This is a genomic window from Desulfovibrio biadhensis (assembly GCF_055388615.1).
This window is the reverse complement of the sequence record NZ_AP042477.1, coordinates 955,199-976,655: the sequence shown is the minus strand read 5'-3', so window position 1 is coordinate 976,655 and position 21,457 is coordinate 955,199. Positions and strand designations below refer to the sequence as shown.

General features: G+C 57.4%; 18 protein-coding genes and 1 pseudogene. 8 read left to right on the top strand and 11 right to left on the bottom strand.

Going from position 1 to position 21,457, the window contains the following annotated elements:
• Positions 1–72 precede the first annotated feature (72 nt).
• The 6 genes from ACZ5EH_RS04350 to ACZ5EH_RS04325 form a co-directional block, all read right to left on the bottom strand.
• Complete coding sequence (locus ACZ5EH_RS04350) at positions 73–807, bottom strand: DUF6125 family protein (RefSeq protein WP_464276913.1); 735 nt, start codon at positions 805–807, stop codon at positions 73–75.
• Positions 808–894: 87 nt separating this feature from the next.
• Entirely contained in the window at positions 895–1,113 is a 219-nt protein-coding gene (infA, locus tag ACZ5EH_RS04345) for a translation initiation factor IF-1 (RefSeq protein ID WP_464276912.1), read from the bottom strand.
• Between the two features lie 346 nt (positions 1,114–1,459).
• Positions 1,460–2,287, bottom strand: a complete 828-nt coding sequence (gene lgt, locus ACZ5EH_RS04340) for a prolipoprotein diacylglyceryl transferase (protein ID WP_464276911.1) — start codon at positions 2,285–2,287, stop codon at positions 1,460–1,462.
• 9 nt (positions 2,288–2,296) lie between these two features.
• The gene (gene plsY, locus ACZ5EH_RS04335) at positions 2,297–2,875 is read right to left on the bottom strand and encodes a glycerol-3-phosphate 1-O-acyltransferase PlsY (RefSeq protein WP_464276910.1); all 579 of its coding nucleotides are present in this window, start codon (positions 2,873–2,875) and stop codon (positions 2,297–2,299) included.
• A 93-nt stretch (positions 2,876–2,968) separates the two neighbouring features.
• A complete protein-coding gene (locus tag ACZ5EH_RS04330; RefSeq protein ID WP_464276909.1) occupies positions 2,969–5,113 on the bottom strand; it encodes a ribonuclease catalytic domain-containing protein in 2,145 nt (714 codons plus the stop codon).
• A gap of 102 nt (positions 5,114–5,215) precedes the next feature.
• Entirely contained in the window at positions 5,216–6,493 is a 1,278-nt protein-coding gene (locus tag ACZ5EH_RS04325; protein ID WP_464276908.1) for an IMP cyclohydrolase, read from the bottom strand.
• A gap of 151 nt (positions 6,494–6,644) precedes the next feature.
• On the opposite strand from ACZ5EH_RS04325, the gene ACZ5EH_RS04320 reads away from it, so the two are divergent.
• Entirely contained in the window at positions 6,645–7,073 is a 429-nt protein-coding gene (locus ACZ5EH_RS04320) for a hypothetical protein (RefSeq protein ID WP_464276907.1), read from the top strand.
• 165 nt (positions 7,074–7,238) lie between these two features.
• Here the strand turns inward: ACZ5EH_RS04320 and ACZ5EH_RS04315 are convergent.
• Positions 7,239–7,475, bottom strand: a pseudogene (locus ACZ5EH_RS04315) (transglycosylase SLT domain-containing protein); the annotation flags it as partial.
• A gap of 12 nt (positions 7,476–7,487) precedes the next feature.
• Entirely contained in the window at positions 7,488–8,447 is a 960-nt protein-coding gene (locus ACZ5EH_RS04310; RefSeq protein ID WP_464276906.1) for a transglycosylase SLT domain-containing protein, read from the bottom strand.
• Positions 8,448–8,719: 272 nt separating this feature from the next.
• On the opposite strand from ACZ5EH_RS04310, the gene ACZ5EH_RS04305 reads away from it, so the two are divergent.
• Together ACZ5EH_RS04305 and ACZ5EH_RS04300 are read left to right on the top strand one after the other, a co-directional pair.
• The gene (locus ACZ5EH_RS04305) at positions 8,720–10,003 is read left to right on the top strand and encodes an adenylosuccinate synthase (protein ID WP_464276905.1); all 1,284 of its coding nucleotides are present in this window, start codon (positions 8,720–8,722) and stop codon (positions 10,001–10,003) included.
• Positions 10,004–10,083: 80 nt separating this feature from the next.
• Complete coding sequence (locus tag ACZ5EH_RS04300; protein WP_464276904.1) at positions 10,084–11,004, top strand: DNA polymerase III subunit delta'; 921 nt, start codon at positions 10,084–10,086, stop codon at positions 11,002–11,004.
• Positions 11,005–11,147: 143 nt separating this feature from the next.
• Here ACZ5EH_RS04300 and ACZ5EH_RS04295 read toward each other — a convergent pair whose 3' ends face one another.
• Both ACZ5EH_RS04295 and ACZ5EH_RS04290 read right to left on the bottom strand, forming a co-directional pair.
• Positions 11,148–12,506 (bottom strand): SPOR domain-containing protein, encoded by a 1,359-nt coding sequence (locus ACZ5EH_RS04295; protein WP_464276903.1) that lies wholly within the window; start codon positions 12,504–12,506, stop codon positions 11,148–11,150.
• A gap of 120 nt (positions 12,507–12,626) precedes the next feature.
• On the bottom strand, positions 12,627–13,094 hold the full coding sequence (locus tag ACZ5EH_RS04290) for a LexA family protein (RefSeq protein ID WP_464276902.1): 468 nt from the start codon (positions 13,092–13,094) through the stop codon (positions 12,627–12,629).
• Positions 13,095–13,147: 53 nt separating this feature from the next.
• On the opposite strand from ACZ5EH_RS04290, the gene ACZ5EH_RS04285 reads away from it, so the two are divergent.
• Positions 13,148–13,930, top strand: a complete 783-nt coding sequence (locus ACZ5EH_RS04285) for a cobalt transporter (RefSeq protein ID WP_464276901.1) — start codon at positions 13,148–13,150, stop codon at positions 13,928–13,930.
• A gap of 23 nt (positions 13,931–13,953) precedes the next feature.
• Complete coding sequence (locus ACZ5EH_RS04280) at positions 13,954–14,514, top strand: hypothetical protein (protein WP_464276900.1); 561 nt, start codon at positions 13,954–13,956, stop codon at positions 14,512–14,514.
• 12 nt (positions 14,515–14,526) lie between these two features.
• Here the strand turns inward: ACZ5EH_RS04280 and ACZ5EH_RS04275 are convergent, their stop codons facing one another.
• Positions 14,527–15,726 (bottom strand): heterodisulfide reductase-related iron-sulfur binding cluster, encoded by a 1,200-nt coding sequence (locus ACZ5EH_RS04275; protein ID WP_464276899.1) that lies wholly within the window; start codon positions 15,724–15,726, stop codon positions 14,527–14,529.
• A 236-nt stretch (positions 15,727–15,962) separates the two neighbouring features.
• Between ACZ5EH_RS04275 and ACZ5EH_RS04270 the strand changes: the two genes are divergently transcribed.
• The 3 genes from ACZ5EH_RS04270 (at position 15,963) to ACZ5EH_RS04260 (ending at position 21,058) form a co-directional block, all read left to right on the top strand.
• The gene (locus ACZ5EH_RS04270) at positions 15,963–16,715 is read left to right on the top strand and encodes a TetR/AcrR family transcriptional regulator (protein WP_464276898.1); all 753 of its coding nucleotides are present in this window, start codon (positions 15,963–15,965) and stop codon (positions 16,713–16,715) included.
• An 84-nt stretch (positions 16,716–16,799) separates the two neighbouring features.
• Positions 16,800–17,888, top strand: coding sequence for an efflux RND transporter periplasmic adaptor subunit (locus ACZ5EH_RS04265; RefSeq protein ID WP_464276897.1), 1,089 nt, complete (start codon positions 16,800–16,802; stop codon positions 17,886–17,888).
• A complete protein-coding gene (locus ACZ5EH_RS04260; protein ID WP_464276896.1) occupies positions 17,885–21,058 on the top strand; it encodes an efflux RND transporter permease subunit in 3,174 nt (1,057 codons plus the stop codon). Before ACZ5EH_RS04265 ends, ACZ5EH_RS04260 begins: the two co-directional genes overlap by 4 nt.
• The last annotated feature ends 399 nt before the right edge of the window (positions 21,059–21,457 follow it).

Below are 21,457 nucleotides of genomic sequence, written 5' to 3'. Positions count from 1 at the left end.
AAAAAGAATGGGAATCGCCCTTCGTCCGGCAGTGCATGTAAGAAAGGCGCAACAGATAAAGTTCTTGCTGCATCAGATAGAGAAGCGCCAGGCGCAATACCAATCGTCCGGGTGGGGGTCTGGCGGACAAGCAATACAATCGGTACGGATAAGGGGTGAAAAAGCACTCGCGAAAGTGGCGTATTCAACGCAGCCGCCTGACTTGCAGGGATAATCCTCGAGCCCCTTGCGTTTGCGGGCAACTTGAACGCGGCACTCTTTCATGCGGAAAACAAAGGAATCCTGTGTGCGCTCCACCACTTCCTGCACGTTGATTCGCGCGTACAGCCGGTGCGCCAGCGCTGTTTCAAGTTGAGAAAGGGCTTCCTGGGGAGAGGCAGGGGGGGTAAACTGCAGTATTTCGCGAATATGTGATGCTTCCAGGGGAGAAAAACGGTTCCAACAGGTATCATTTATACGCTTGGCGTCATGCATGCCTGCCGGGGCGTGCGCTTCGGCGGCCTGGAACCATACACCGTCCAGGGCGAGCCAGTTCATGGAAACAGCTTGCAGCAGCGACTCCAGTTGCTCCTGTTCCATGTTCAAAAGCGGTTGGGGCAGCCCTTCTTCGAGAGTAAATCCCAAGGTCTTGGATAGCCTGCGCAATAAAATGTCGCGGAAACGGGCGCTGGCGTCACGCTCCATGTTCAGAGCGGTTTCAAAACCGACTTGGTGCACCGATTCAGCATACCATAAGCCGTAATGGGCCGCGCTGCGGAACAAGGCGTCCATGATGGCTTTGACCAGCGCTGTTTTATCCTGCTGCATAAATAGGCTCCAAAAAAGGGCGCACCTCCGCTACCCTAAGAAAACAGACCAGGAGGAAACATCGTGGCAGCGATCGCGGAAGCAGCGCTATTTCATGCGGTAGGTAATGCGACCACGGGTCAGATCGTAGGGTGAAAGCTCAACCTTGACCTTGTCGCCCGGAAGAATGCGGATGTAATACTTGCGCATTTTGCCAGAAATGTGCGCAAGCACATTGTGCCCGTTCTCCAGATCAACCTTGAACATGGCGTTGGGCAAAGCTTCCTGCACTACGCCGTCTACTTCAATGGCTTCCTCTTTGGGCATGCGTCCTCCTGCCGCAATGCCGCGGCATGCGTCGTTTGGAAAACACCAGGGGCCTGAACGTCTCCAAAAGCTCTCAGACCCTACGCTACGTGTTCCTGCGTTCTTATACTCCCGTGCGGAACAAACACCCCAATTGCATGGGCAAGGGGTGTTGTCAAGATGACCTAAAGCAGTAAAGGGAAAAATACTGTTTTATTCTACCCAGTAGCAGAGCCTGCCCTCTGTATCGTTGGCTGGAACGCGTATGTACAGCAGCTCCCCAAGGGAGACTTGGCCAGGTAGAAAGGGAAAAATGCCCCGGGTTCGCTCCCTCTCGCTGTTTCAAAAAGCAGAATGAAAGGGCGGGTCACGTCGCAACGTTTTGGTTTTGGTCGCCCCTTGTGTAGGCGCGTACTAAAAATGCAGCACCGACAAGGACCATGGGCAGGGAAAGGATTTGCCCCATGCTGAGCCAGCCAAAAGCAATGAAGCCAAGTTGCGGATCTGGCTGGCGGGCAAATTCCACTACGAAGCGGAATGCGCCGTAAAGGAAGAGGAAAAGACCGATCACGGCCAGTCTTGGCCTGGGTTTGGCGGAAAATATCCAGAGCACGATGAACAGAATCAGGCCTTCCAGCAAGGCTTCGTACAATTGCGACGGGTGGCGCGGCATGTTGCCTGCGCTGTTACCGGGAAACACCATTCCCCATGGCAAATCGGTGGGGCGCCCCCATAATTCGCCATTTATGAAATTGCCCATCCGCCCGAAGAAAAGCCCCGGAGGCGCCAGCGGCGCTACGAAATCAGCAACTTCAGCAACGGATTTGCCGTGTTTGCGCATGAAAAACCAGGCGGAGCCCACCAACCCCAGCAAACCGCCATGGAAGGACATGCCTCCCTGCCAGATTTTGAATATCTGCAAAGGATTGCTGGCGAAATACTCGAAATCGTAAAACAGGGTGTACCCCAGGCGGGCGCCAACAATCAGGCCGACAACGCAGTAGGTGATGAGGTCGTCCACCTCTTCAGTCCGCCAGACTGGTTTGGGCGCGCCCGGCAATGCAGAGCGTTTGGCGCGCCAGCGCCCCAGCAACCAGGCGGTGATGAAGCCGAAAAGGTACATCAGGCCGTACCAGCGTACATGCAGGGGGCCGATGGAAAAAGCGATGGGATCGAATTCAGGATAGGGGAGCATGGATGTTCGCTATTTTTTACGCCAGTGGTTTTCCTCACCCCTGGCCAGCCGGAGAATGTTCTCCTTGTGACGCCAGAAGATGAGCAGCATGATGGCCAGGGCAAGCAGCGCCCATACCGGTTTGCTCACAAGGATGAAAAGAAACAGGGAAAGGCTCAGGCTGAGCGAAGCAACAGACATGTAGCCTGTGATGAACAACATGGCCAGCAGCACCAGTACGGCCAGAATGATTTGTGTCCAGGCGATTGGCAAAAACACGCCGATGGTGGTGGCGACGGCCTTGCCGCCCTTGAATTTGAGAAATAGCGGATAGCAGTGGCCGAACACGGCGGCAAAGGCCGTGAGGCTCACAATATAATGGGGGGCGTGCGCATCCACTGCCAGAGCCACAGGCAGCAAGCCCTTGATGAGGTCCAAAGCCAGGGTGAGCACGCCGACGGAAAAGCCGCAAGTGCGGCCGACGTTGGTCGCGCCTAGATTGCCGCTTCCCGAATCGCGCGGGTCCTGGCCGCTTATCCAGCGCCCAGCCAGCAGACCAAAGGGGATGGACCCGAAGATATAGGCCAGAATTACGAACACAGCGTACATAAGCACTCCTTGCACCATCGGTGTTGCGTTGACAAGTTGCCAGCCAGCTTCCAGGGGAAAGTCCAGTACAAAGGCGAGTGCCCTCTCACAGTGCTAATTTTCCCCGCCCTCCATCATCGCAGCTTCCAGGGACTCGTCGCTTTCGTCTTCTTCGGCCTCTATGACATGCACTTCATTATGGAGCGGGGCGATTTTTCCCAGGCGAATCATATAGCGTTGCCCCGGAAAGACCTTGTCTCCAAACAAAGAGCGCGGCCCGCGCACGAACATTTGCTCTCTGGGCATGGAAAGCATCAAAAAGTGCGGTCCTTCATCAACAACCACAGCAGGATACAATGTTTCGCGGGGTTGCTGGCGCAAGTACAACAATTTCCAATACCGCGGCCGGAACCGCTGAATGCGGCTGGCGGCCTCCAGGCGCGCATTGAGTAGCGGCAGCATGTCTACGAAACGGGATTTATCATAGAGCGGCTCCCCGTTTTCCAAAAAGTGCTGCAACTGTAGCATATTCAAAAAGTCAGGATAGCGTCTGAGCGGTGACGACACAGGGCTGTAGGCCGGTACGCCCAGACTGGCATGGGGGCGGGGGTCAGGTTCCAAAATCGCGCTGGAAAGAGAGCGCACAACCTTGTGAATATCTTCGGGCGCACTCCAGACCCCTGCTCCCTCCTTGGAAATTGCAATGTCCTGGGTCCGGTGCAAAAGGGCTATCCCACGTTCTTTGGCCCATGCAGAGGCGGCGCTGTTGGCCAAGATCATCAATTCGCTGACCAAAAGTTGCGAAGCGGGGGTTTCCGCTTTTGGCTCCAACAGTACGCGGACGTTGTCCCCTTCTCCTTCGAGCACTATGTCTGGGTCCTGGCGTTCAATGACCACGGCCCCTTGCTGCACGCGGCGGGCGCGCAGTTTTTCAGCCAGCTCCGCACCCAGGGCCAGCATGCGCCCCTGTGGTGTGCAGCCTTCTTGCTCCTGGCGGCAGGCGGTGATGGCTTCTTCTGCCAGAACATAACTCGTGTTGGACGCCACCTGCACCCAGGTGTTCAGCATGTCGCAGGAGAGCAGCTTGCCGTCAGCGTCCAGAGCGATATCCATAATCAAGGCAGGTCGCGCCACACCCTCCAGCAGGCTGTACAGTTCCGTGCCCAGGGTCTCAGGCAACATGTGGCTGTCGCCTTCAGGCAGGTAAATGCTGGTGGCTCGTCGAGCGACCTCCTGCCCCAACGTGGAGTCGGTCTCCCACCCCAAAGCGGGGCGGGCCAGGGCAAGACGCAGGCTGTAGCCGCCGTCTTCACCTTGTTCGAGATAAAAAGCGTCGTCGATATCACGGGTGGTGGCGGAGTCCACGCTGACAAAGGGGGTGGCCTCAGGCTCCTGGCGCAGGGACATCACGCGTTGGCGCAAAGCCTCTATGTCGTTTTCGTGCGCAGCGCTCCAGGCATCGCCCGGAGCGTAGCCCGCCTGGTCGTAATGATAGTTGTGGTGCGAAGGCACAATGCCCCAGGCTTGGGCAAGCTGTAATTCCAGGTGGGGTACTTCAGGGAGTCCTTTGCGTACGAGCTTCCAGATTTGCTCGCTTTCCTGGTCGTCCGGTTCGGCTATGCGCTGCAGCAGCAGGTCGCGCAACTGGTGCTCCAGTTCGTCTTCCAGGACAACGAGTTCGGGCCCCCCCTCTTGGTTGCGGGTCTGCCATAACCGCTCAAAAAATTCGCGACCTGCACCGCTCAGGCGTTCGCGCTCCTCGGTCTGACGCTGCGCTTCCAACTTGGCCTGCACTTTTTCTTCGGAAAAAACTATGAAGTCAGGCGGTTGGTATTTGAAATGGGTCTTGCAGCCAAGCAATGCGCGGCCCATGGCGGCCAGATGTTCAGGGTCGGCAGCGGTTTCCTTTTCCCATACAAGCTCGGCCAACCATTCCAGCTTGGCCTGCTCCACTTCGCCCTGGGCAAGCTCCCAGATATCCATGGGGTTTATCTGCTCCGCCAGTGCATCGCGTTTGCTCTGGTGCGTTGCCAGCGCTTCCAGTATCTGCTCGCGGGTGTGTTCGCCAGCATAATGGGGGCCGGTCCAGGCCATAATTCGGGCCACAGGCAGTTTGGCTTCGCGTCGGGTTATGGTCAGCAGCCTGAGGCGTCCGCTTTGTTCTTCCAGAACCCATGCGGGTTGCGGCTTGTCGCCGTGCATGAATTCCACCACGCACCCTGGATGCAGGCAGGCGGAAAAAGAGTGCTTGATGGTCATGCCGTGAAGTCGCTCCCGAAAACAGGTTAATATTCAGAAAAATTTGAAAGGGGAGGGGAGAGCACGCTGCAATCGGCTCCCCCCGCAATCCCTATAAAAAAACTAATGCCGGAACGAGCGTTGCCCTGTGAAGACCATGGCAACCTGCGGCGTGGCTTCGTTTACGGCCTGGATGACTTCCGTATCGCGGATGGAGCCACCCGGCTGGGCAATGGCGGTCACGCCCTGTTCCATGGCGACGTCTACGCCGTCACGGAAGGGGAAGAAGCCATCGGAAACCAGGACCGAACCGGCAAGGCCGGCCTTGTCGGCCTCGGTCTGCTTTTTAGCCTTTTCCAGCAGCGCCTGCATGGCTTCATCGCCCTCTTTGGCCTTTGCTTCCACCTCGTAGAGGGATATGCCCTTTTCTTCAAACACAATGCGGTCGGCGTACTTGGTGTAGGCCTTGTGGATGGCCAGTTCCACGCATCCAACGCGGTCCTGCTCACCAGTGCCGATGGCGGTGGTTGCGCCGTCTTTGACAAAAATGACGGAATTGGACGTGACGCCGGATTCCACGGCCCAGGCAAAGAGCAGGTCTTCCGCCTCAGCTGCGGAAGGCGCTCTGGCGGCTACACTGACGCCGTCCTTCTCCGCCGTGGCGGGTATGAAGTCGCTGGCTGCCAGGATGCGGTTGCGGAAGGAGAACTGGGCTACGATGCCGCCATCGATCAACGATTTCAGTTCAAGAAAAGGTTCGCCGGCAAGTTCTTCGAGCTTGCCCAGGCCCGGAATACGCAAAATGCGCAGGTTTTTGCTCTTTTGCTTAAGGAGCTCAAGGCTGCCTTCTTCGTAATCAGGGGCGGCGACAACCTCAAAGTAGGCTCTGGTCAGCAGTTTTGCCGTTGCCGTATCCAGGGGGCGGTTGACCACAACGGTGCCGCCGAATGCTGCGATGCGGTCGCTCATGAAAGCCTTGTCCAGCGCAGTGGCCAGGGACTCGTCCCATGCGGCGCCGCAGGGGTTGTTGTGCTTCAGGATGACGCATGCAGGCTTGGCGCTCAGGTATTGCAGGATGTTGGCGCCATTGTCCACGTCCGTGAGATTGATTTTGCCGGGGTGCTTGCCGGCCTGGAGCATGTGCTCTTCACTGATGGCGGCGACCAGTCCTTTTTCCGGAGAGCGGAAGCTGATACCATCGAGTTCGAGACCGCCCCCTACCAGTGTGTAGAGCGCGGCGGGCTGGTCCGGGTTCTCGCCATAGCGTAGACCGCGTTCTTCACCGTCGATTGTCCACGTTTTTTTGGCGAAACGGAGTTCCTGATCTCCCAGGAGGATGCGCATGTCCTGGGGGAAGGGGTCTTTCTGCAGGGTCTTGTAAATTTTTTTCAAATCGCTCATGCTTTCCTCCTGGCAGCGCATGGTGGCTCAGCGCGTATTGACGAATTTTTAAGGTTAGGCTGCTTTGGCTCTTTTTTCAAGAGCGCCCTGTTATGTCCGGCAGGGGCTTGCCGGGCAAAAGGCTGCGATATTTTTAAGGAGACGCAATTTTATGGAAAAAGTGCTCGAAAAGCTGGCGCGCCAGCTCAACGCCTATGATGAAGCTTCACTAATGGCCATGTGGGAGAAATACGCCCAGCAGGTGCAGGAATTCGAGCCCACCAAGCGCTGGGAAGAAGCTGCGTTGGTATTCGGCATGATTCAAGCGCTGCGCTGGAAAAATCAGCTTTTCAACTACAATTGGGCGCAGTCTGCGCGCCCCTCAGGCGAACGCCCCAAGCTCAGCGTGCCGGAACCGCTGGTGGACAGCGAGATGATGGAGCGCCCGCGGTCTCCCCGCAATGGTGAGGAATCCACCTCAGGAGAAGGGTCTGGGAGCCGGGGGAGCGTCGCCGATGGCGACGGAGCCTCCAGCGAAAGCGTCAAGCAGCGGGCCAAGGTGCTCCGCTTCCGGCCGCGAGAGTCTGACGATACCGTGTAATATGTAGTAATAATAGCGGATACTGTCCACAAAGCGCACGGCTTCGCGTCCGCGGCAGGTGCCATGTTTGACCATGTCGCCATAGCGCTTCTTTTCCAGCAGAGGGTACACTTCTTTCAGGTCGCGCCAGGTTTTTCCTGACATTCCCAATTGCCGGGCAAGGTCGATTGCGTCCCGCAGGTGCCCCGGCCCCTGGTTGTATGCCGCCAGTGTGAAGAACCAGCGGTTCCAGGGATCCAGCCCCAACGGTTCGAGCTTCTCGTACACCATGGACAGGAATTCACTGCCTGCGCGGATGCTTTCCGCCGGGTCGTAGCGGTTGGCCAGGGCAAAGTGCTGGGCCGCGGCTGACGTGAACTGCAGCAGCCCCTTTGCGCCGGTGCGGCTTTTGGCCCTGGGGTTGAAGCGCGACTCCTAGTAGATCAGCGCCGAGAGCAACAGCGGGTCGACATTCTCCCGGTTGGCGTGTTCTGCAATGAGGGGGGCGTATGTGGGCAGCTCAGACGCGACAATCTCGTACAGCGCTCCAAGCTCGTTGTAGGGTGTTTTCTCGGGAAAAAAGCCGAAGTAGCGCTCGTTGAGCTCCGCCAGCCTGGTTTGGGTTGCCTGATTTTTCCAGAAGGCTTGCAGCTTTGTGGCGATACTTCCGGAGCCGGAGCGCCACAGCCAGCGACAGGGAACTACTTGCGGTAATATCTCGGCGGGGCGAAGGTTTGGATAGAACGGCTGCCACTGCTTGAAGCGGATGTCTGAAAGCACCGCCATGGGCGCCGTGCCTGCATTCAGGCTGTTCAGAACAACCGGCAGTCCAAAGCGCTGGGGTACGAAGGTCAGGGACGCATGCTGTACTTCCGGCAGCACGCCCGCCAACTCGCCTTTTTCTGGAATGGCGGTCTGCACCAGCACATGTTCCGGCAGGGGGGGCATGTTTTCCGCAACGGGGGGGATTGCAGGCGCAGTCTCATGCATTTGGATCAAAACGGGCTGAGACCATGCGTACACAGGCCCTTCCGTGATGTCGGTAACGTCTCCGTCCACAAGCCCGGAACCGACCAGCAGGTCGGCCGTGCCCTGCCTGAGGGCTTTCAGGGCGCTGGCCGTGCTTTCGGCCTTTTGCCATTGTACTTTGTACCCCGAAGTACGGGCGAAATAGGTCACGAGATCGTGCTCAAACCCTTTGCCGTAAGGTGACAGCGAGCTGTTGACCCGCTCTTGGCCAAGGGCAATGACCCTTATGACGTGCTGGTCAGTGGCGACGGTTGCGGGTATCATATTTCGGTGTGTGCGTTGCAAATGCCAGCCGCCAATGAAGATGGCTGCAATTGCCGCAAGCACCAGAAACTCGCGAAAGTCGCGTTTGACAAATGTATACATAAAAACTCGATTTGTTTTGTGCCGAAAAAAAGCAGGGACTTGAAACTGGATGTGATCAGGCGGCCAGGGCGGCCGAAAAGCCCCGTGGCGCATGGCCTGGAGCTGGTCTTTTCCCGCGGGGCGAATAGTCCCTGCACAACCGGGGGGAGGCACCGAGGCCCCGGCAGGTCTTGACTTTTTACGTGCCCGTATTTTAGGACACGATGCCCTTTCAGCGCTGGAGGGCGCTGCTGGCTACGACGGGAAGATTAATTTGGCAGAAGGAGAAAGGAATGTCAAACATCGTTATCATGGGCGCCCAATGGGGTGACGAGGGCAAAGGAAAGGTCGTCGACCTGCTTACCAGTAAGGCCGACGTCGTCGTGCGTTTCCAAGGTGGAAACAACGCCGGTCATACTTTGGTGGTAGGGGGCGAAAAATGCATCCTTCACCTCATTCCCTCGGGCGTGCTGCATAAGGACAAACAATGCCTCATCGGCAACGGCGTTGTCCTCGATCCTTTTGTCTTCTGCCGTGAGATCGACGGCCTGGCTGAAAAAGGCATTGAAGTCGGCCCTGGCCGGCTGGTTATCAGTAAAAAAACCCACATCATCATGCCTTACCATCGCGCACTGGACGGCGCCCGTGAAGGAAGCATCGCCGCTGAGAAGAAAATCGGCACCACGGGCCGTGGCATTGGTCCCTGCTATGAGGACAAGATGGCCCGCGTGGGGATTCGCGCCGGCGATCTGGCCAACCCCAGCCTGTTGCGCAGTAAGATCATACACGCGCTCAAGGAAAAAAACGCCCTGCTGGAAGGACTGTACGGTGAGGCGCCGCTGGACCCCGAAACCGTGTTCCAGGAAGTGATGGAAGTCGCCGACCGCGTGGCCAGCTATCTGGGCGACGTGTCGCAGGCTTTGCAGGACGCCATGTCTGAGGACAAGACGGTGCTTTTTGAAGGCGCGCAAGGCACCTTGCTGGACATCGATCACGGCACCTACCCGTTTGTGACCTCCTCCAACACGGTGTGCGGCAACGCATCTGCCGGCGGCGGTTGCGGACCGCGCAGCCTGCATAGGATTGTGGCGGTGGTGAAGGCCTACACCACCCGTGTCGGTTCCGGGCCGTTCCCCACGGAGCTTTTTGACGCGGATGGCGAGCACATGCAGCGCACGGGCGCTGAATTCGGCGCCACCACGGGGCGCAGGCGTCGTTGTGGCTGGCTGGACGCCGTGCTGTTGCGTGAAGCGGCCCGTCTCAATGAGCCTACTGAGATCGCCCTCACCAAGCTGGATGTGCTCAGCGGTCTGGATGAGCTGAAAATTTGTGTGGCCTACGAATATGAAGGCCAGCAGGTTTCGTTTCCCCCTCAGGAAGAAAACTCCCTGGCAAGTGTGACCCCTGTCTACGAGAGCATGCCAGGCTGGAAAGAAGATATCAGCGCCGTACGCGCTTGGGACGATCTGCCCGAAGCCGCCCGCAAGTATGTGGAACGCATCGAAGCGCTCACCGGCGTCACCGTCGGGTTGATCTCCGTTGGCCCGGACCGCGAGCAGAACGTCGCCCGCGGATAAGGCGCAGAAGTTTTGCGGGGGAGAGGCTTTCTTAGTAAAGTGTCTCCCCCAGAAAACAAAAATACTAGCCGGGGTGTAATGTGGCGAAGCGTGCGGCTGCAGAAGCGGCAGACGAGTGCCGCAGCTTACTGAGTCTGGAGGAGGCGAGGAGTCTTCTTGCGGGCGAGGAACGCGTGCGTAGCATTCTTTCCCGACTGCTCAATGCCCCCCCGCAGGTGCTGCTTATAGAAGGGGGCACTCCGTCCGCACGTCTTGCAGTGGCCCAGTTCTGGGCCTGTGTGCTCAACTGCCATCAATCATCGCTTAAGGGCCCATGCCTTGAATGTTCGGTATGCGGGCAGATGTTGCAGCGCGCCCACAGGGACATGTTCTTTTTTGACGGCTCTGCCGCCAGCATCAAGATCGACGAAGTACGCGAGCTGCGTCGTGTGCTGGGTGAGCCGCCGCGTGAAGCGCAATACCGACTGGCCATCTTTCATGAAGCCCAGGCCTTGGGCATAGAGGCGGCGAACGCCCTGCTCAAGTCCCTGGAGGAGCCGCGCCCCAGCACGCGTTTTGTGCTTTCCGCACCGCAGCGGGAGCGGCTTCTGCCCACACTTGTCTCGCGTTCCTGGACCATAACGCTGTCATGGGGTGACCCCGTGACCCGCAAGGAAGACGAGGGTGTTGCCGAATGGCTGACAGCCCTGGCCGGCGCTGCTCGCGACGGCAGAGGGTGGATGTCTCGTACACAGGGACGTGGTGCTGCGGACAGGAATATGGCGCAGCAGGTCTTTCTTGGCTGTCAGCGGGCGGTGCTCAAAGGCACATTGCGGCAACAGGGGGCGTTGCAGGACCCGCCCGCTCCTTTGGAGGCGTTCATGGCCGACTGCCTGGACCCAGTACGCCTGCGCCGGCTTGACGAAGCCCTTGCGCAGGGCGCCATGGCCCTGGATTACGGAGCAAATCCCACCCTTTGCCTGGACTGGCTGGCCGTTACCCTCTACCGCATAGCGCACTGATCCTTTCGCTGCGAATACCATTACACAACGTAAGCATTGTCTCTCGACAAAGGGGCGCGGCAGGCGGATGCCACGCCTGGCCGTTTTTGTATGGGGTATAAAAAAGCCGGAAATGCAGGCGCATTCCCGGCTTTGTGGCAGGGTCAGTTCTTTTGCTGCAGGATGATCATGTCGGTGAAGTTATAGGTCTGGATCAGGCGCTCCTTGGCTGCGCGGGCTGACTTGAGATCTGCAAAGGGGCCGAAAAGCACCCTGTGCCAGATGCCGCGGGAGCCGAGATTGACTGAAGCGGTATAGGCCGAAAGCCCTTTTTGGCGCAGGTCGGTAACCCGGGAGTCCGCCTGCCCCTTGGTTTGCCATGAGCTTTCAAGGATGGTGAAGCGGGTGGCCCCGGCCGGCAGGGCATCCACCGTGCCCAGATCGGTTTTCTCCCCTGGGCCCGGCGCCACAACGGGAGGCGATTTCAAGGCCTCTTTGTCATCTTCCGCCGCATGTTTGGCGGCCAGTTCCTCTATGGTCGGCTGCTTTTCCGCCGTGGTTTGGGCTTTGTCCGCTTCAGGGGCGGCAGTCTGCTCCTCGTTTGCAGTGTTTGCGTCTGGCGTCGTTGTTTCACTTGCCGGGGCTTTATCTGCCTGAGCGGCATTGGGGATTTCAGAGCTCTTTTCTTCCGGCGCCGCCTTTTCGGACGCCTTGGCGTCAGGGGCTTCTGCACCCTTCTCTGTGTCAGGCTGGCCGGCAGACTCGTCAACTGACTGGTCGGCAGACTGGTCGGCAGCCGGGGTGGCTTCTGCATTTGCCGGGGGTGCAATGTCCTGCTCCGCTACCGCGTCTGAGTCCTTGGCCTTGTCTTCTTCCTGTGCTGTCTCGGGCTTGGGAGATTCGGTAACGGCCGTGGCGGCTTCCTTGTTCTCGGGGTCGAGAACGGCGGGGGTCATTTTGCTGGCGCGAGCATGGGCGTCGCGCAAAGTGGATACGACCAGTTTTTCCTTTTTTTTACCCCCCAGGTCCAGCGCTTTGTCATGCAGTTCCTTGGCAAGTTCGGTCTTGCCCCGCACATGATAAATGGCTGCCAGAAATGCGTAGGGAACCCAGTGTTTGGGTGCGAGTTCGCGGGTTTCTTCAAAGTAGCGCACGGCATCGTCGAGCTTGCCGATTTGAAAGGCGGACATGCCTGCGCCCTCGTAGGCAATGGCAAGTTCAGGGCTGGCTTGTATGGCTGCCTTGAATTGCTCCAGTGCGGTTTCCCATTGGTCCTGGGCAAAGTAGGCGTATCCCTTGCGGTAGGAGACCGAAGCGATGTCGGCGCCGTCCTTCAGGGCCAGATCATAGTGTTCGATGGCCTTTTGAAAGTTGCCCTTTTGGAAAAGCGCGTCCCCTACACGCTCCTGGTCGGTCGTAATTTCAGGGGGCGTGGGCGATTTTGGCTTTACGCAGCCAACCAAAAGAGTCGCCAACATCAGGGCCAGCGTGGGGTACAAAATATGTTGCGCGCGCAGTGCCATGGTGTCCTCTCTCGTTCTTGCCCGTATCAAAGGGCTCTATAATCTTTTTCCTGGCGATGGCCGCCCCGTGCATTTAGGGAGAAAACGGCCGGCAATAGCAGTCTTTTGTCCAGCAGGGACTCAGACCTTATGGATTACGTGGGTAACCACGCCCCAGACTTCGAAGCTTGCCTCGGCGGTCACCTCGATGGCGTCATAGTCCGGGTGTTCGGGGGCAAGAAACAGCCTCTCCCCCTGTTTTCTGATACGCTTCACCGTGAGTTCGCCGTCCAGCGCAGCAATGACGATGCGGTTGTTTGTCGGCTCCAGCGCCCTGTCCACGATGAGAATATCACCCGTGTGCAGCCCTGCATCGCGCATGGAATCACCGCAGACGCGAACAAAAAAGGTTGCTTCCGGATGTGATATCAGGTGTTCGTTGAGATCGAGTGTCTTGTCGATGAAATCATCTGCAGGGGAGGGAAAGCCGGCGGCCACTGTGGCCAGGTACATGGGCAGATGACAAGGACTGCCGGGCTCGAAACCCAGAATTTCTAAATTTCGCGATATGATGGGGCGCCCCTTGCCGTCTTTATCTGATGGATGCATAACCCTGTCTACGCATAACGTGAGTTTTTCTCCAGAACTTTTTTAGAGTATCCGTGGAAACTATGCAAGTCATGAATGACCGTGAAGACCTAGTGGACAATATAACTGCACTTGCCCCGCGCGGCGGTGGCAAAAAATTGGGGCGCGCCTTGCGTGAATCCGACCCCAGGGTCAAGTTGCTGACTTCCCTGGTGTTGGGTGTCTGCATCTGGTATTCCGGCACGCTGGGGTTGGTGTTTTTTGCATGTATGCTGGCAGTGTTGCATCTTTTTTTCAGGGCGCAGGACCGTTTGAACTGGACGTTAGTGCTTGCCGGCGCGAGCTTTGCTTTTTTCTGGACCCTTGCCGCGTGCGGCATGGCGTATTGGGAAGGGGCGCCCCTGGGCGCCGCCCTGCAACAAGGTGGAGTGCTTGGTGCGCGCCTGCTGCTGTTGCTGCTGTTGGGGCTGGGCGTGGCCATGAGTAGTTCCACCAGGCAGCTTGGGCTGGCCATGGCGTGGGGAATGCGCCCCCTGTTGCGGGAGAGGGCGTGGCAGACCGCCCTGGCCATGTCATTGATGGTTCACTACCTCCCCCAGACCCTGAACACATTGCTGGCCGTGAAGCGAATGGACAGATTGCGCGCCCCAAAGCGGAGCGTGTGGGTGCGGCTGGGGCTTATGGCGCAGACATGCTTGCGGGTTCTTGCCCAGAACACCTGGAAACAGACCGTAGCTCTGGCTGTACGCGGGCAGGACGCCCCTGAAGCATGGGAAGCTGACTTTACGCCGCAGCCTCTGGCCTGGTGTATGGGAGGGGCGCTTACAGTCCTGGGGCTGCTGGCTGCGTTTTTATGATGCTGTTGCAACGGGGAGAAGCAATGAAAGTCCAATGGTTGTGGCGGATGGTGTTGTTGATTCTTTTTTGTCTGCCGGCAGGGTCTGCGTGGGGCAGTAGCGTGGACGGTCTTTTTGGCGTGCCCCTGGATGCCCCGTGCGCTGTCTGCGGGGAAGGGGAAATAATGGCTGCGGAAGAGGCTTCTCCTTTGTTTACGCGCTACAGCATTACGCCCCCTGAACCGGAGCAGGGATTTGAATTGTACCAGGTGCGTACTGCCCCGTTTGGCAAAGGCGGGAGCGCTACCGTGGTGGATGTCTCTGCCGTCGCCATGCACAAGGACGAGGCCGCAGCAAAACAGGTCTTTGATACGCTTAGGCAGCGGTTTACCGAACAGTTGGGCAAGCCGGAGATCAAGGATTCCTATAATGCTACGTCTGCATTTTTCAGGGTGAAAGGGTCTGACCGGGTGGTGACACTGCTGCTGCGCGAGGACGATATGCAGAGCGCGTGGCAACGCTCCTGGGTGGTTTTTATCAATGCCATGGACAGGGGCGTGTTTGGCAAGGCGATAAAAAAGGCCCGCAAAAGCGGGAGCGATTGAAACCGCCCCTTGCTATGTTTCCTGGTCGTTTGCGTTCTTTTTTACGGGAAATCGTGAGAACTTGGGGCGTTTTTTGAGCGCCGCCTTGATGCGTAGCCGGTTCAGATAGGTGAAGGGGGCGCGGGATGTGCGCTCCTTGCCGGCCATTGTCTTTTCCGGGAAAAAGAGCAGGTCCAGGATATGGTGCGCCTCCATGCGGCGCTTGAGAAAAAGCGTACACCCGGCGCAATAGGCGATGACCGGGCGCCCCATGGCTTCCTGCTCGCGCAGCATGGTCCAGTTTTCTGCAAATTCCGGCATCATGTGACTCACTGAGCCGCCTTCGCCACAGCATACGGTTTTTTCACCCTGGTGCGGCATGCTCTGGAGCTCCAGCCCCATGGTCGTGATGAGCTCTCGCACTGCTTCCGGCGTGCTGGGGCGCTCCCGCAGGGGGCAGGGGTCGTGGACGCAGACAGTGCCGTCGACCTGCTTTTCAGGCTTCCATTTATCACGCAACAGTTCATAGACCATGCGTACTTCCAGGGGGGACCCGTACTGTGAAAAGACCTTGTAGCAGTTCGGGCAGGCCGTGAGGACCCTGCGAACGCCCTGCTCCAGGAGCATTTCCCGTAACGCCTGAAAACGGGGTGAGAAAATCTGCTCCAGCCCCAGGTCGTGGGATGGCTTGGCGCAGCAATCCAGAACTACCCCCAGGCTGGGGATGTGACTTTCCAGCCACTGATGCAGGCTGTTGAAGAGCAATGGCTTGGCCCCCGGCAGGGTGCAGCCGGGAAAGAACACCGTATCGCACGCCTCGGGCAGGGCGCACAGGCTGAAACGTGGTGAAGCCCCCCGCGCTTCGTAGCCAAGAATGCGTTTATGCTGCGGCAAAGGGCCACCCCAGCGACGAACCGCCTCGCGCCGCATTTCCAGGAACATTTTGGCAGGGGTTGCCCCGAACTTGCACTGTGCGCTGCATAAGCCGCACAGATGGCAGGCAAAGGGCATGGCAAGATTTTCCGGATTGTCAGGATCAAAACGCAAAGCGATTTCCAGCGGGGTGCCATAGGTGCGCAAAAAGGCGCAGTCCTTCAGGCATTTTTTGCAGGAGGTACACCCCTTGGTCATGGCCAGGAGCTCTTGCTCCAGCCCTTGCCCCACGCGCCCTAGCGCTACAGGTTTCAGGTCCTTGTTTTTTTTCCGGTCATTGGTTGGAGCGTCCGTCTCCATGGCATCCCCACTGCGAGCATTGGCTTGCTTCAGGCGTTCTGTGCTGTTTCCTGGCTAAAGCATGTGTTTTATCGAACTTTTCGATACCAGACATAGAAGGCTGAGACAAGAAAAGGTATGCCTGAATACCTGCTGCAGGGCACAAATATTGGTGTTGACATGGATTCAAACGGTGATTAAATCGACGATTCAAACATCGATTAAAACAAGTTTACAGTTCCGAGGGTATTTGACGGATGATGAAAGCAGGACAGGGAACGGGCAGGATGCCTGACCAGGAGAATGGCGCGAGCGGCGTAGGCCATGGCGACCACGCGAATGGTGAGGATAACAACCACAATACGCGAGAGCGTATACTGCAGGCGGCCCGGGAGGTCTTTCTGGAGCGTGGTTTTGCCAAGGCCACCATACGGGAGATTTGCAGCCGCGCAGGGGCCAATGTCGCAGCAGTGCACTATCATTTCAGCGACAAGGACGGCGTTTACAAAGCCGTGCTCGACGCCCTGGTGCTGGAGGGAATGCAGCGCTATCCGCAGAACATGGGACTGGGGGAAAACGCAACTCCCGAAGAGCGGCTGCATGCCTACATATCTAGTCTCATGCACAGGGTCCTGTTGGGCGGAGGAGATGACTTCGAACGCCAGAGTCGGTTGTTGTCCGAGGCGATGGTGACGCCTTCGCCGTTTTTGGACGATCTGGTGGAATGGTATATTCGCCCCAGCGTGCGTGAGCTGTGGGAAATCCTGCGCGAGATTCTTGGCGAAGATATCAACGAAAAGGTGTTTCTTGCGTGCAGCGCCAGTGTTTTGGGGCAGTGTCTGCATTATTTCTTTACGCGCCCCATACTGGATAGAATGCGCACCGGTCTCTACGAGGGGCCGGAGGATGTGGACCGGCTGGCCCGCCACGTGACCCGTTTTACCCTTGGAGGGATACGGGCCGTGTTGGAAGGGGAAGCCGAGGCGTCCTCACAGGAAGGCGCTGCCTAGTGTAATGTCCGTAAATACTGCGGACGCTTGTATGGATAAATAGACGGTGTGTGATGCGTTGTTCACCGGAGAAAAGGATGTGACATGTCTCGTAATATAGTGGCGTATATGCTGTTGGCCTTTCTGTTCGCAGGAAGCGTTTCCGGATGTGGGCAGGCCAATGGCGCGGATGATGACAAGAAAAGCGAAGTGGCTGCCCAGGACACTACGTCGGCTGCTCCTGCCCGTGCTGCGCGCAAGGAGGTGCTGGTAGAGGTGGAGAACGTGGCGCCCCGTGCACTGCGCGATATTCTCACCTTGCCGGGGCAGACTGAGGCGCTGCATGACGTAACGCTTTCTTCCGAGCGTGCTGGCAGGGTGGAGTGGATTGGCCCTACAGAAGGGGACCAGGTGAAAAAGGGCGAGGTGCTGGTCAAGATCGATCTGGCCGTGCTGAGTGCGGCCTTGGACCGCGCCCAGGCCGAGTATGATCTGGCCATGGCCACGGTCAAGCGCAGGCGTACGCTGTTTGCGGACCGCGTGCTTTCTCAGGAGGAGCTGGACCAGGCCGAGACAGAGGTGTTGAAGACCGAAAGCGTTATGCGCACCGCCAAGGTGGAGTATGAGCAGGGGATTGTGCGCTCACCCATTGGGGGCAGCGTTGAGGATGTGATTGTGGATCCCGGCGAATACGTGAAGCAGGGCGATCCCGTGATTTCTCTGGTGAACATAGAAACGTTGCGCATCAATGTGAACGTGCCGGAAATGGATGTGCGCTACATTAAAAAGGGCGACAAGACCCGTGTTACCGTGGACGCGTACCCTGAGGAACGCTGGACTGGTGAAATAGATTTTGTGGCGCACAAGGCCGACCCCGCCACCAAGACATTCAAGGCGCGGATAGTGGTGGACAATGCCGATAAGCGTATACGCCCCGGCATGATAGCACGCGTTCGCTTTTTGCGACGGCTGATCCCCGACGCGCTGACGGCGCCGCTGTTTGCCGTTTTGGACAGGGGGGGCGAGCAGATGGTGTATGTGGTTGAGGACGGCATTGCAAAGGCTCGCCAGGTGGAGCTTGGAGTCATCGATCGTGACCGCATACAGATTCTGAAGGGGCTGGAAATAGGCGATGCGCTTATAATCGCGGGGCAGAATCAGGTGGAAGAAGGCATGGCGGTGACTACGAAATGATCATCAACCACGCCGCCGTAAAACGGCAGAGCACCGTGCTGGTGCTTCTGTTGTTCATCATCATTGCCGGCGCCTACAGCTACGCCACATTGCCGCGCGAATCCTCCCCCGACATCACCATACCCTATATCTTCGTGACCACGACCTATGAAGGTGTGGCGCCGGAAGATATGGAAACGCTGATCACCATACCCATCGAACGCAAGCTCAAGGGGCTTTCGGACGTGGAGGAGATTCGCTCCATTTCTGATGACGGCAGTTCGTTCATTGCCATCAAGTTCCTGCCAGCGGTGGATATTGACGACGCCCTGCAAAAGGTTCGCGACAAGGTGGACCAGTCCAAGCAGGATCTGCCCCCGGAACTGGAGGACGATCCGGTCATCACCGAAGCCAACTTTTCCGACATTCCGATTATCAATGTGGTGCTCTCCGGACCATTCAGCCTGAAGCGTTTGAAAACCTTTGCCGAGGATTTCGAGGACCGTTTCGAAGGCATCCAGGGTGTGCTGGACGCAGAGATCGTTGGCGGTCTGGAGCGTGAAATCCACGTGCTTTTCGATCTGGACCGGGTGGAATTCTACAATATGCCTGTGCAGAGTGTGATCACCGCCCTTTCGCAGGGCAACGTGAATATGCCCGGCGGCAACATGGATATCGGCGAGGCGCGGTACCAGGTGCGCGTGCCCGAGGATTTTCAGAATCCGGCGGAAATAGACAATATCGTGGTGTTTGTGCGGGACGGCAAGCCCGTGTATCTGCGCGATGTTGCAGTGATTAAGGACGCCAACAAGGACCCGGACAGCAAGAGCCGCATCGACGGACGTCAGAGCGTGACGCTGCAGATCAAGAAGCGCAGCGGTGAAAATATCATCGCCATCACGGATGAATTGAAGCGTGAAGTGGAGGAAATGCGCCCCTTGTTTCCGCCGAATCTGGAGATTGATCTGACGGCGGACCAGTCGGACGACATCCGGTTGATGGTCAAGGATCTGGAGAACAACATCCTTTCGGGTCTGCTTCTGGTGCTTGCCGTGGTGCTGGTTTTCATTGGGGGGCGCTCCGCTTTGTTTGTTGCGTCGGCCATTCCCTTGTCCATGCTGATAACCTTTGCCTTGCTGTCTGTGTTCGGCATCACGCTGAACATGGTGGTGCTGTTTTCCCTGACCCTGGCGCTGGGCATGCTGGTGGACAACGGCATCGTCATTGTGGAGAACATCTACCGCCACATGCAGGAGGGGAAAAGCAGGTGGGACGCGGCCATGATTGGGGCGGACGAAGTGGCCTGGCCTGTTATTACCTCCACCCTGACCACTGTAGGCGCATTTTTGCCCATGATTTTCTGGCCCGGCATCATGGGCGAGTTCATGTCCTTTTTGCCCAAGACAGTGATTTTGTCCCTGTTCGGCTCCTTGTTTGTGGCCTTGGTGGTGAACCCTGTGCTTTCCGCCAGATGGCAGACCGTGAAAACGGGATCGAATTTTACGGGTGCTGTGGATGGGGGCAACCTTTCCTTTACCAAGCGGATGTACAAGGGGCTTTTGCTCTGGTCTCTCAGGCACAGGATTCTGACGGTGCTTTTTGCCTTTGCCTTGCTTGTGGCTTCTGCGGTTTGCTTCGGCAAGTTCGGCAAGGGCGTGGAATTCTTTCCTGACGTGGAGCCCAAGCGCGCGTATGTCACGGTGAAGGCAGCTGTGGGCACCAACCTGGAGACTTCCGACAAGCTGGTGGCCCAGGTGGAAGAACTGGCCATGCAGTATCCGGACATCGAGCACGTGATCGCCAACCCGGGCAAATCTGCGGGGGATACCTTTGCTCAAGGTGGCGGCGGCACGCATCTTTCCAGCGTTACCTTGATATTCAAGGACCTGCACGACCGCTCTCGGCCTTCTTCGGCAATTATGGCGGAAATGCGGGAAAAGCTGGCCGCGCGCATAAAAGGCGCAGAGGTCCAGGTGGAAAAGGAAGAGGAAGGACCGCCTACAGGCAAGCCCGTAAACCTGGAAATCTATGGCAAGGACATCCACGAGCTGGGGCAGCTTGCCCAGGATATTCGCAAGCGCATGGAAGATATTCCGGGCCTGGTGGACATCAAGGACAACTTTGTTTCCGGCAAGCCCGAGATCACCGTGGATGTGGACAAGGAAAAGGCCGCCATCATGGGCCTGGATACCTACCAGGTGGCCTTTACGGTGAAAACCGCCATCAATGGCGCAAAGGTGGGCGTCTACCGGGAGGGCAAGGACGAGTACGACATTATTGCCAAACTGCCCGAAGAAGACAGGCAGTCGGTAAAGGCCCTGCAACGGCTCACCGTGTCTGGCCCCAATGGCGAACCTATCCCATTGACATCCTTGGCGAATGTGCGGGTGAGCAGCGGCCTTGGCGGCATCAACCGCATCGATCAGAAACGTGTGGTGACCATCTCCGCCGATGTGGCGACAGGGGTTTTGGCCAACGATGTCATTCCTGTCATCCAAAGACGCCTGCAGGACATCGCCTGGCCCAGGGGGTACTCCTACGCCTTTACAGGTGAGCAGCAGGAACAGGCAAAGGCCCAGGCGTTTCTGGGCAAGGCATTCGTAGCCGCTGTGTTCATTATCTTCCTGGTTCTGGTTACGCAGTTCAATTCGTTTGTCACACCCTTCATCATCATTACGTCCGTGGCCCTCTCACTCATCGGCGTATTCCTGGGGCTCCTGGTCACAGGGACGGCTTTTGGCGTGATAATGACCGGTGTCGGGGTCATTTCCCTTGCCGGGGTGGTGGTGAACAACGCCATTGTGCTCATCGACTACTTCAACCAGCTGAAGGCGGAAGGCATGGAGGTGCGCGACGCCCTGGTGCGCACGGGCCTTACGCGCTTTCGTCCCGTGATGTTGACGGCCATAACGACTGTTTTGGGACTGTTGCCCATGGCAACAGGCATCAGCTACGATTTCATAGGCCTGCAATGGGACGTGGGGGGTGAGTCTTCACAATGGTGGGGCCCCATGGCCGTTGCCGTGATCTTTGGTTTGGCCGTGGCCACGCTTTTGACCCTGGTGGTCGTGCCTGTGCTCTGCTCTCTGGCGGAAAGCATGACTGCCAGACGCATACGCAAAAAGGCCCTTCGCAAAACCAAAAGAGAAGCAAAACGCGCCAAAAAGATGAAGCCTGAAGCAACAAACTAATCTTTTTGTTTCCTTCTTTTTTAGTATAGTTGCATGAGGGCCCCGCAAGGGGCTCTCATTGTTTTGTGAGCAGCCGGACTTACTGGAATAGGGAGCATGTCCTGTCGCAACAATGACTGTTGCATTTTTCCGGTAAAAACTGTGAATAATGCATAAAACTGCGAAAAAGGTAATTGCACCCCCGTCTGAATTTGATTACCCGTTTGATACATTCTTAAGTGGAAATGCCTCATTGAAAATTTGCGATCCTGATTCTGTGAAATGCGTATTGTGCAGTATATGGAAAGAACGTCGCGTTATTCCAGCAAAGAATAAGGTACCATTCATGTATAAGCTCATTTCTATTTTTGTCATTATTTTTGCTTTGTATTCTAATATGGCGTTAGGAGCTGTAGAAAC

Bases quoted from the DNA above. Each gene is read 5' to 3' on its own strand.
- ACZ5EH_RS04350 (WP_464276913.1), bottom strand. From the start codon at position 807: ATGCAGCAGGATAAAACAGCGCTGGTCAAAGCCATCATGGACGCCTTG.
- infA (WP_464276912.1), bottom strand. From the start codon at position 1,113: ATGCCCAAAGAGGAAGCCATTGAAGTAGACGGCGTAGTGCAGGAAGCT.
- lgt (WP_464276911.1), bottom strand. From the start codon at position 2,287: ATGCTCCCCTATCCTGAATTCGATCCCATCGCTTTTTCCATCGGCCCC.
- plsY (WP_464276910.1), bottom strand. From the start codon at position 2,875: ATGTACGCTGTGTTCGTAATTCTGGCCTATATCTTCGGGTCCATCCCC.
- ACZ5EH_RS04330 (WP_464276909.1), bottom strand. From the start codon at position 5,113: ATGACCATCAAGCACTCTTTTTCCGCCTGCCTGCATCCAGGGTGCGTG.
- ACZ5EH_RS04325 (WP_464276908.1), bottom strand. From the start codon at position 6,493: ATGAGCGATTTGAAAAAAATTTACAAGACCCTGCAGAAAGACCCCTTC.
- ACZ5EH_RS04320 (WP_464276907.1), top strand. From the start codon at position 6,645: ATGGAAAAAGTGCTCGAAAAGCTGGCGCGCCAGCTCAACGCCTATGAT.
- ACZ5EH_RS04310 (WP_464276906.1), bottom strand. From the start codon at position 8,447: ATGTATACATTTGTCAAACGCGACTTTCGCGAGTTTCTGGTGCTTGCG.
- ACZ5EH_RS04305 (WP_464276905.1), top strand. From the start codon at position 8,720: ATGTCAAACATCGTTATCATGGGCGCCCAATGGGGTGACGAGGGCAAA.
- ACZ5EH_RS04295 (WP_464276903.1), bottom strand. From the start codon at position 12,506: ATGGCACTGCGCGCGCAACATATTTTGTACCCCACGCTGGCCCTGATG.
- ACZ5EH_RS04290 (WP_464276902.1), bottom strand. From the start codon at position 13,094: ATGCATCCATCAGATAAAGACGGCAAGGGGCGCCCCATCATATCGCGA.
- ACZ5EH_RS04280 (WP_464276900.1), top strand. From the start codon at position 13,954: ATGAAAGTCCAATGGTTGTGGCGGATGGTGTTGTTGATTCTTTTTTGT.
- ACZ5EH_RS04275 (WP_464276899.1), bottom strand. From the start codon at position 15,726: ATGGAGACGGACGCTCCAACCAATGACCGGAAAAAAAACAAGGACCTG.
- ACZ5EH_RS04270 (WP_464276898.1), top strand. From the start codon at position 15,963: ATGATGAAAGCAGGACAGGGAACGGGCAGGATGCCTGACCAGGAGAAT.
- ACZ5EH_RS04265 (WP_464276897.1), top strand. From the start codon at position 16,800: ATGTCTCGTAATATAGTGGCGTATATGCTGTTGGCCTTTCTGTTCGCA.
- ACZ5EH_RS04260 (WP_464276896.1), top strand. From the start codon at position 17,885: ATGATCATCAACCACGCCGCCGTAAAACGGCAGAGCACCGTGCTGGTG.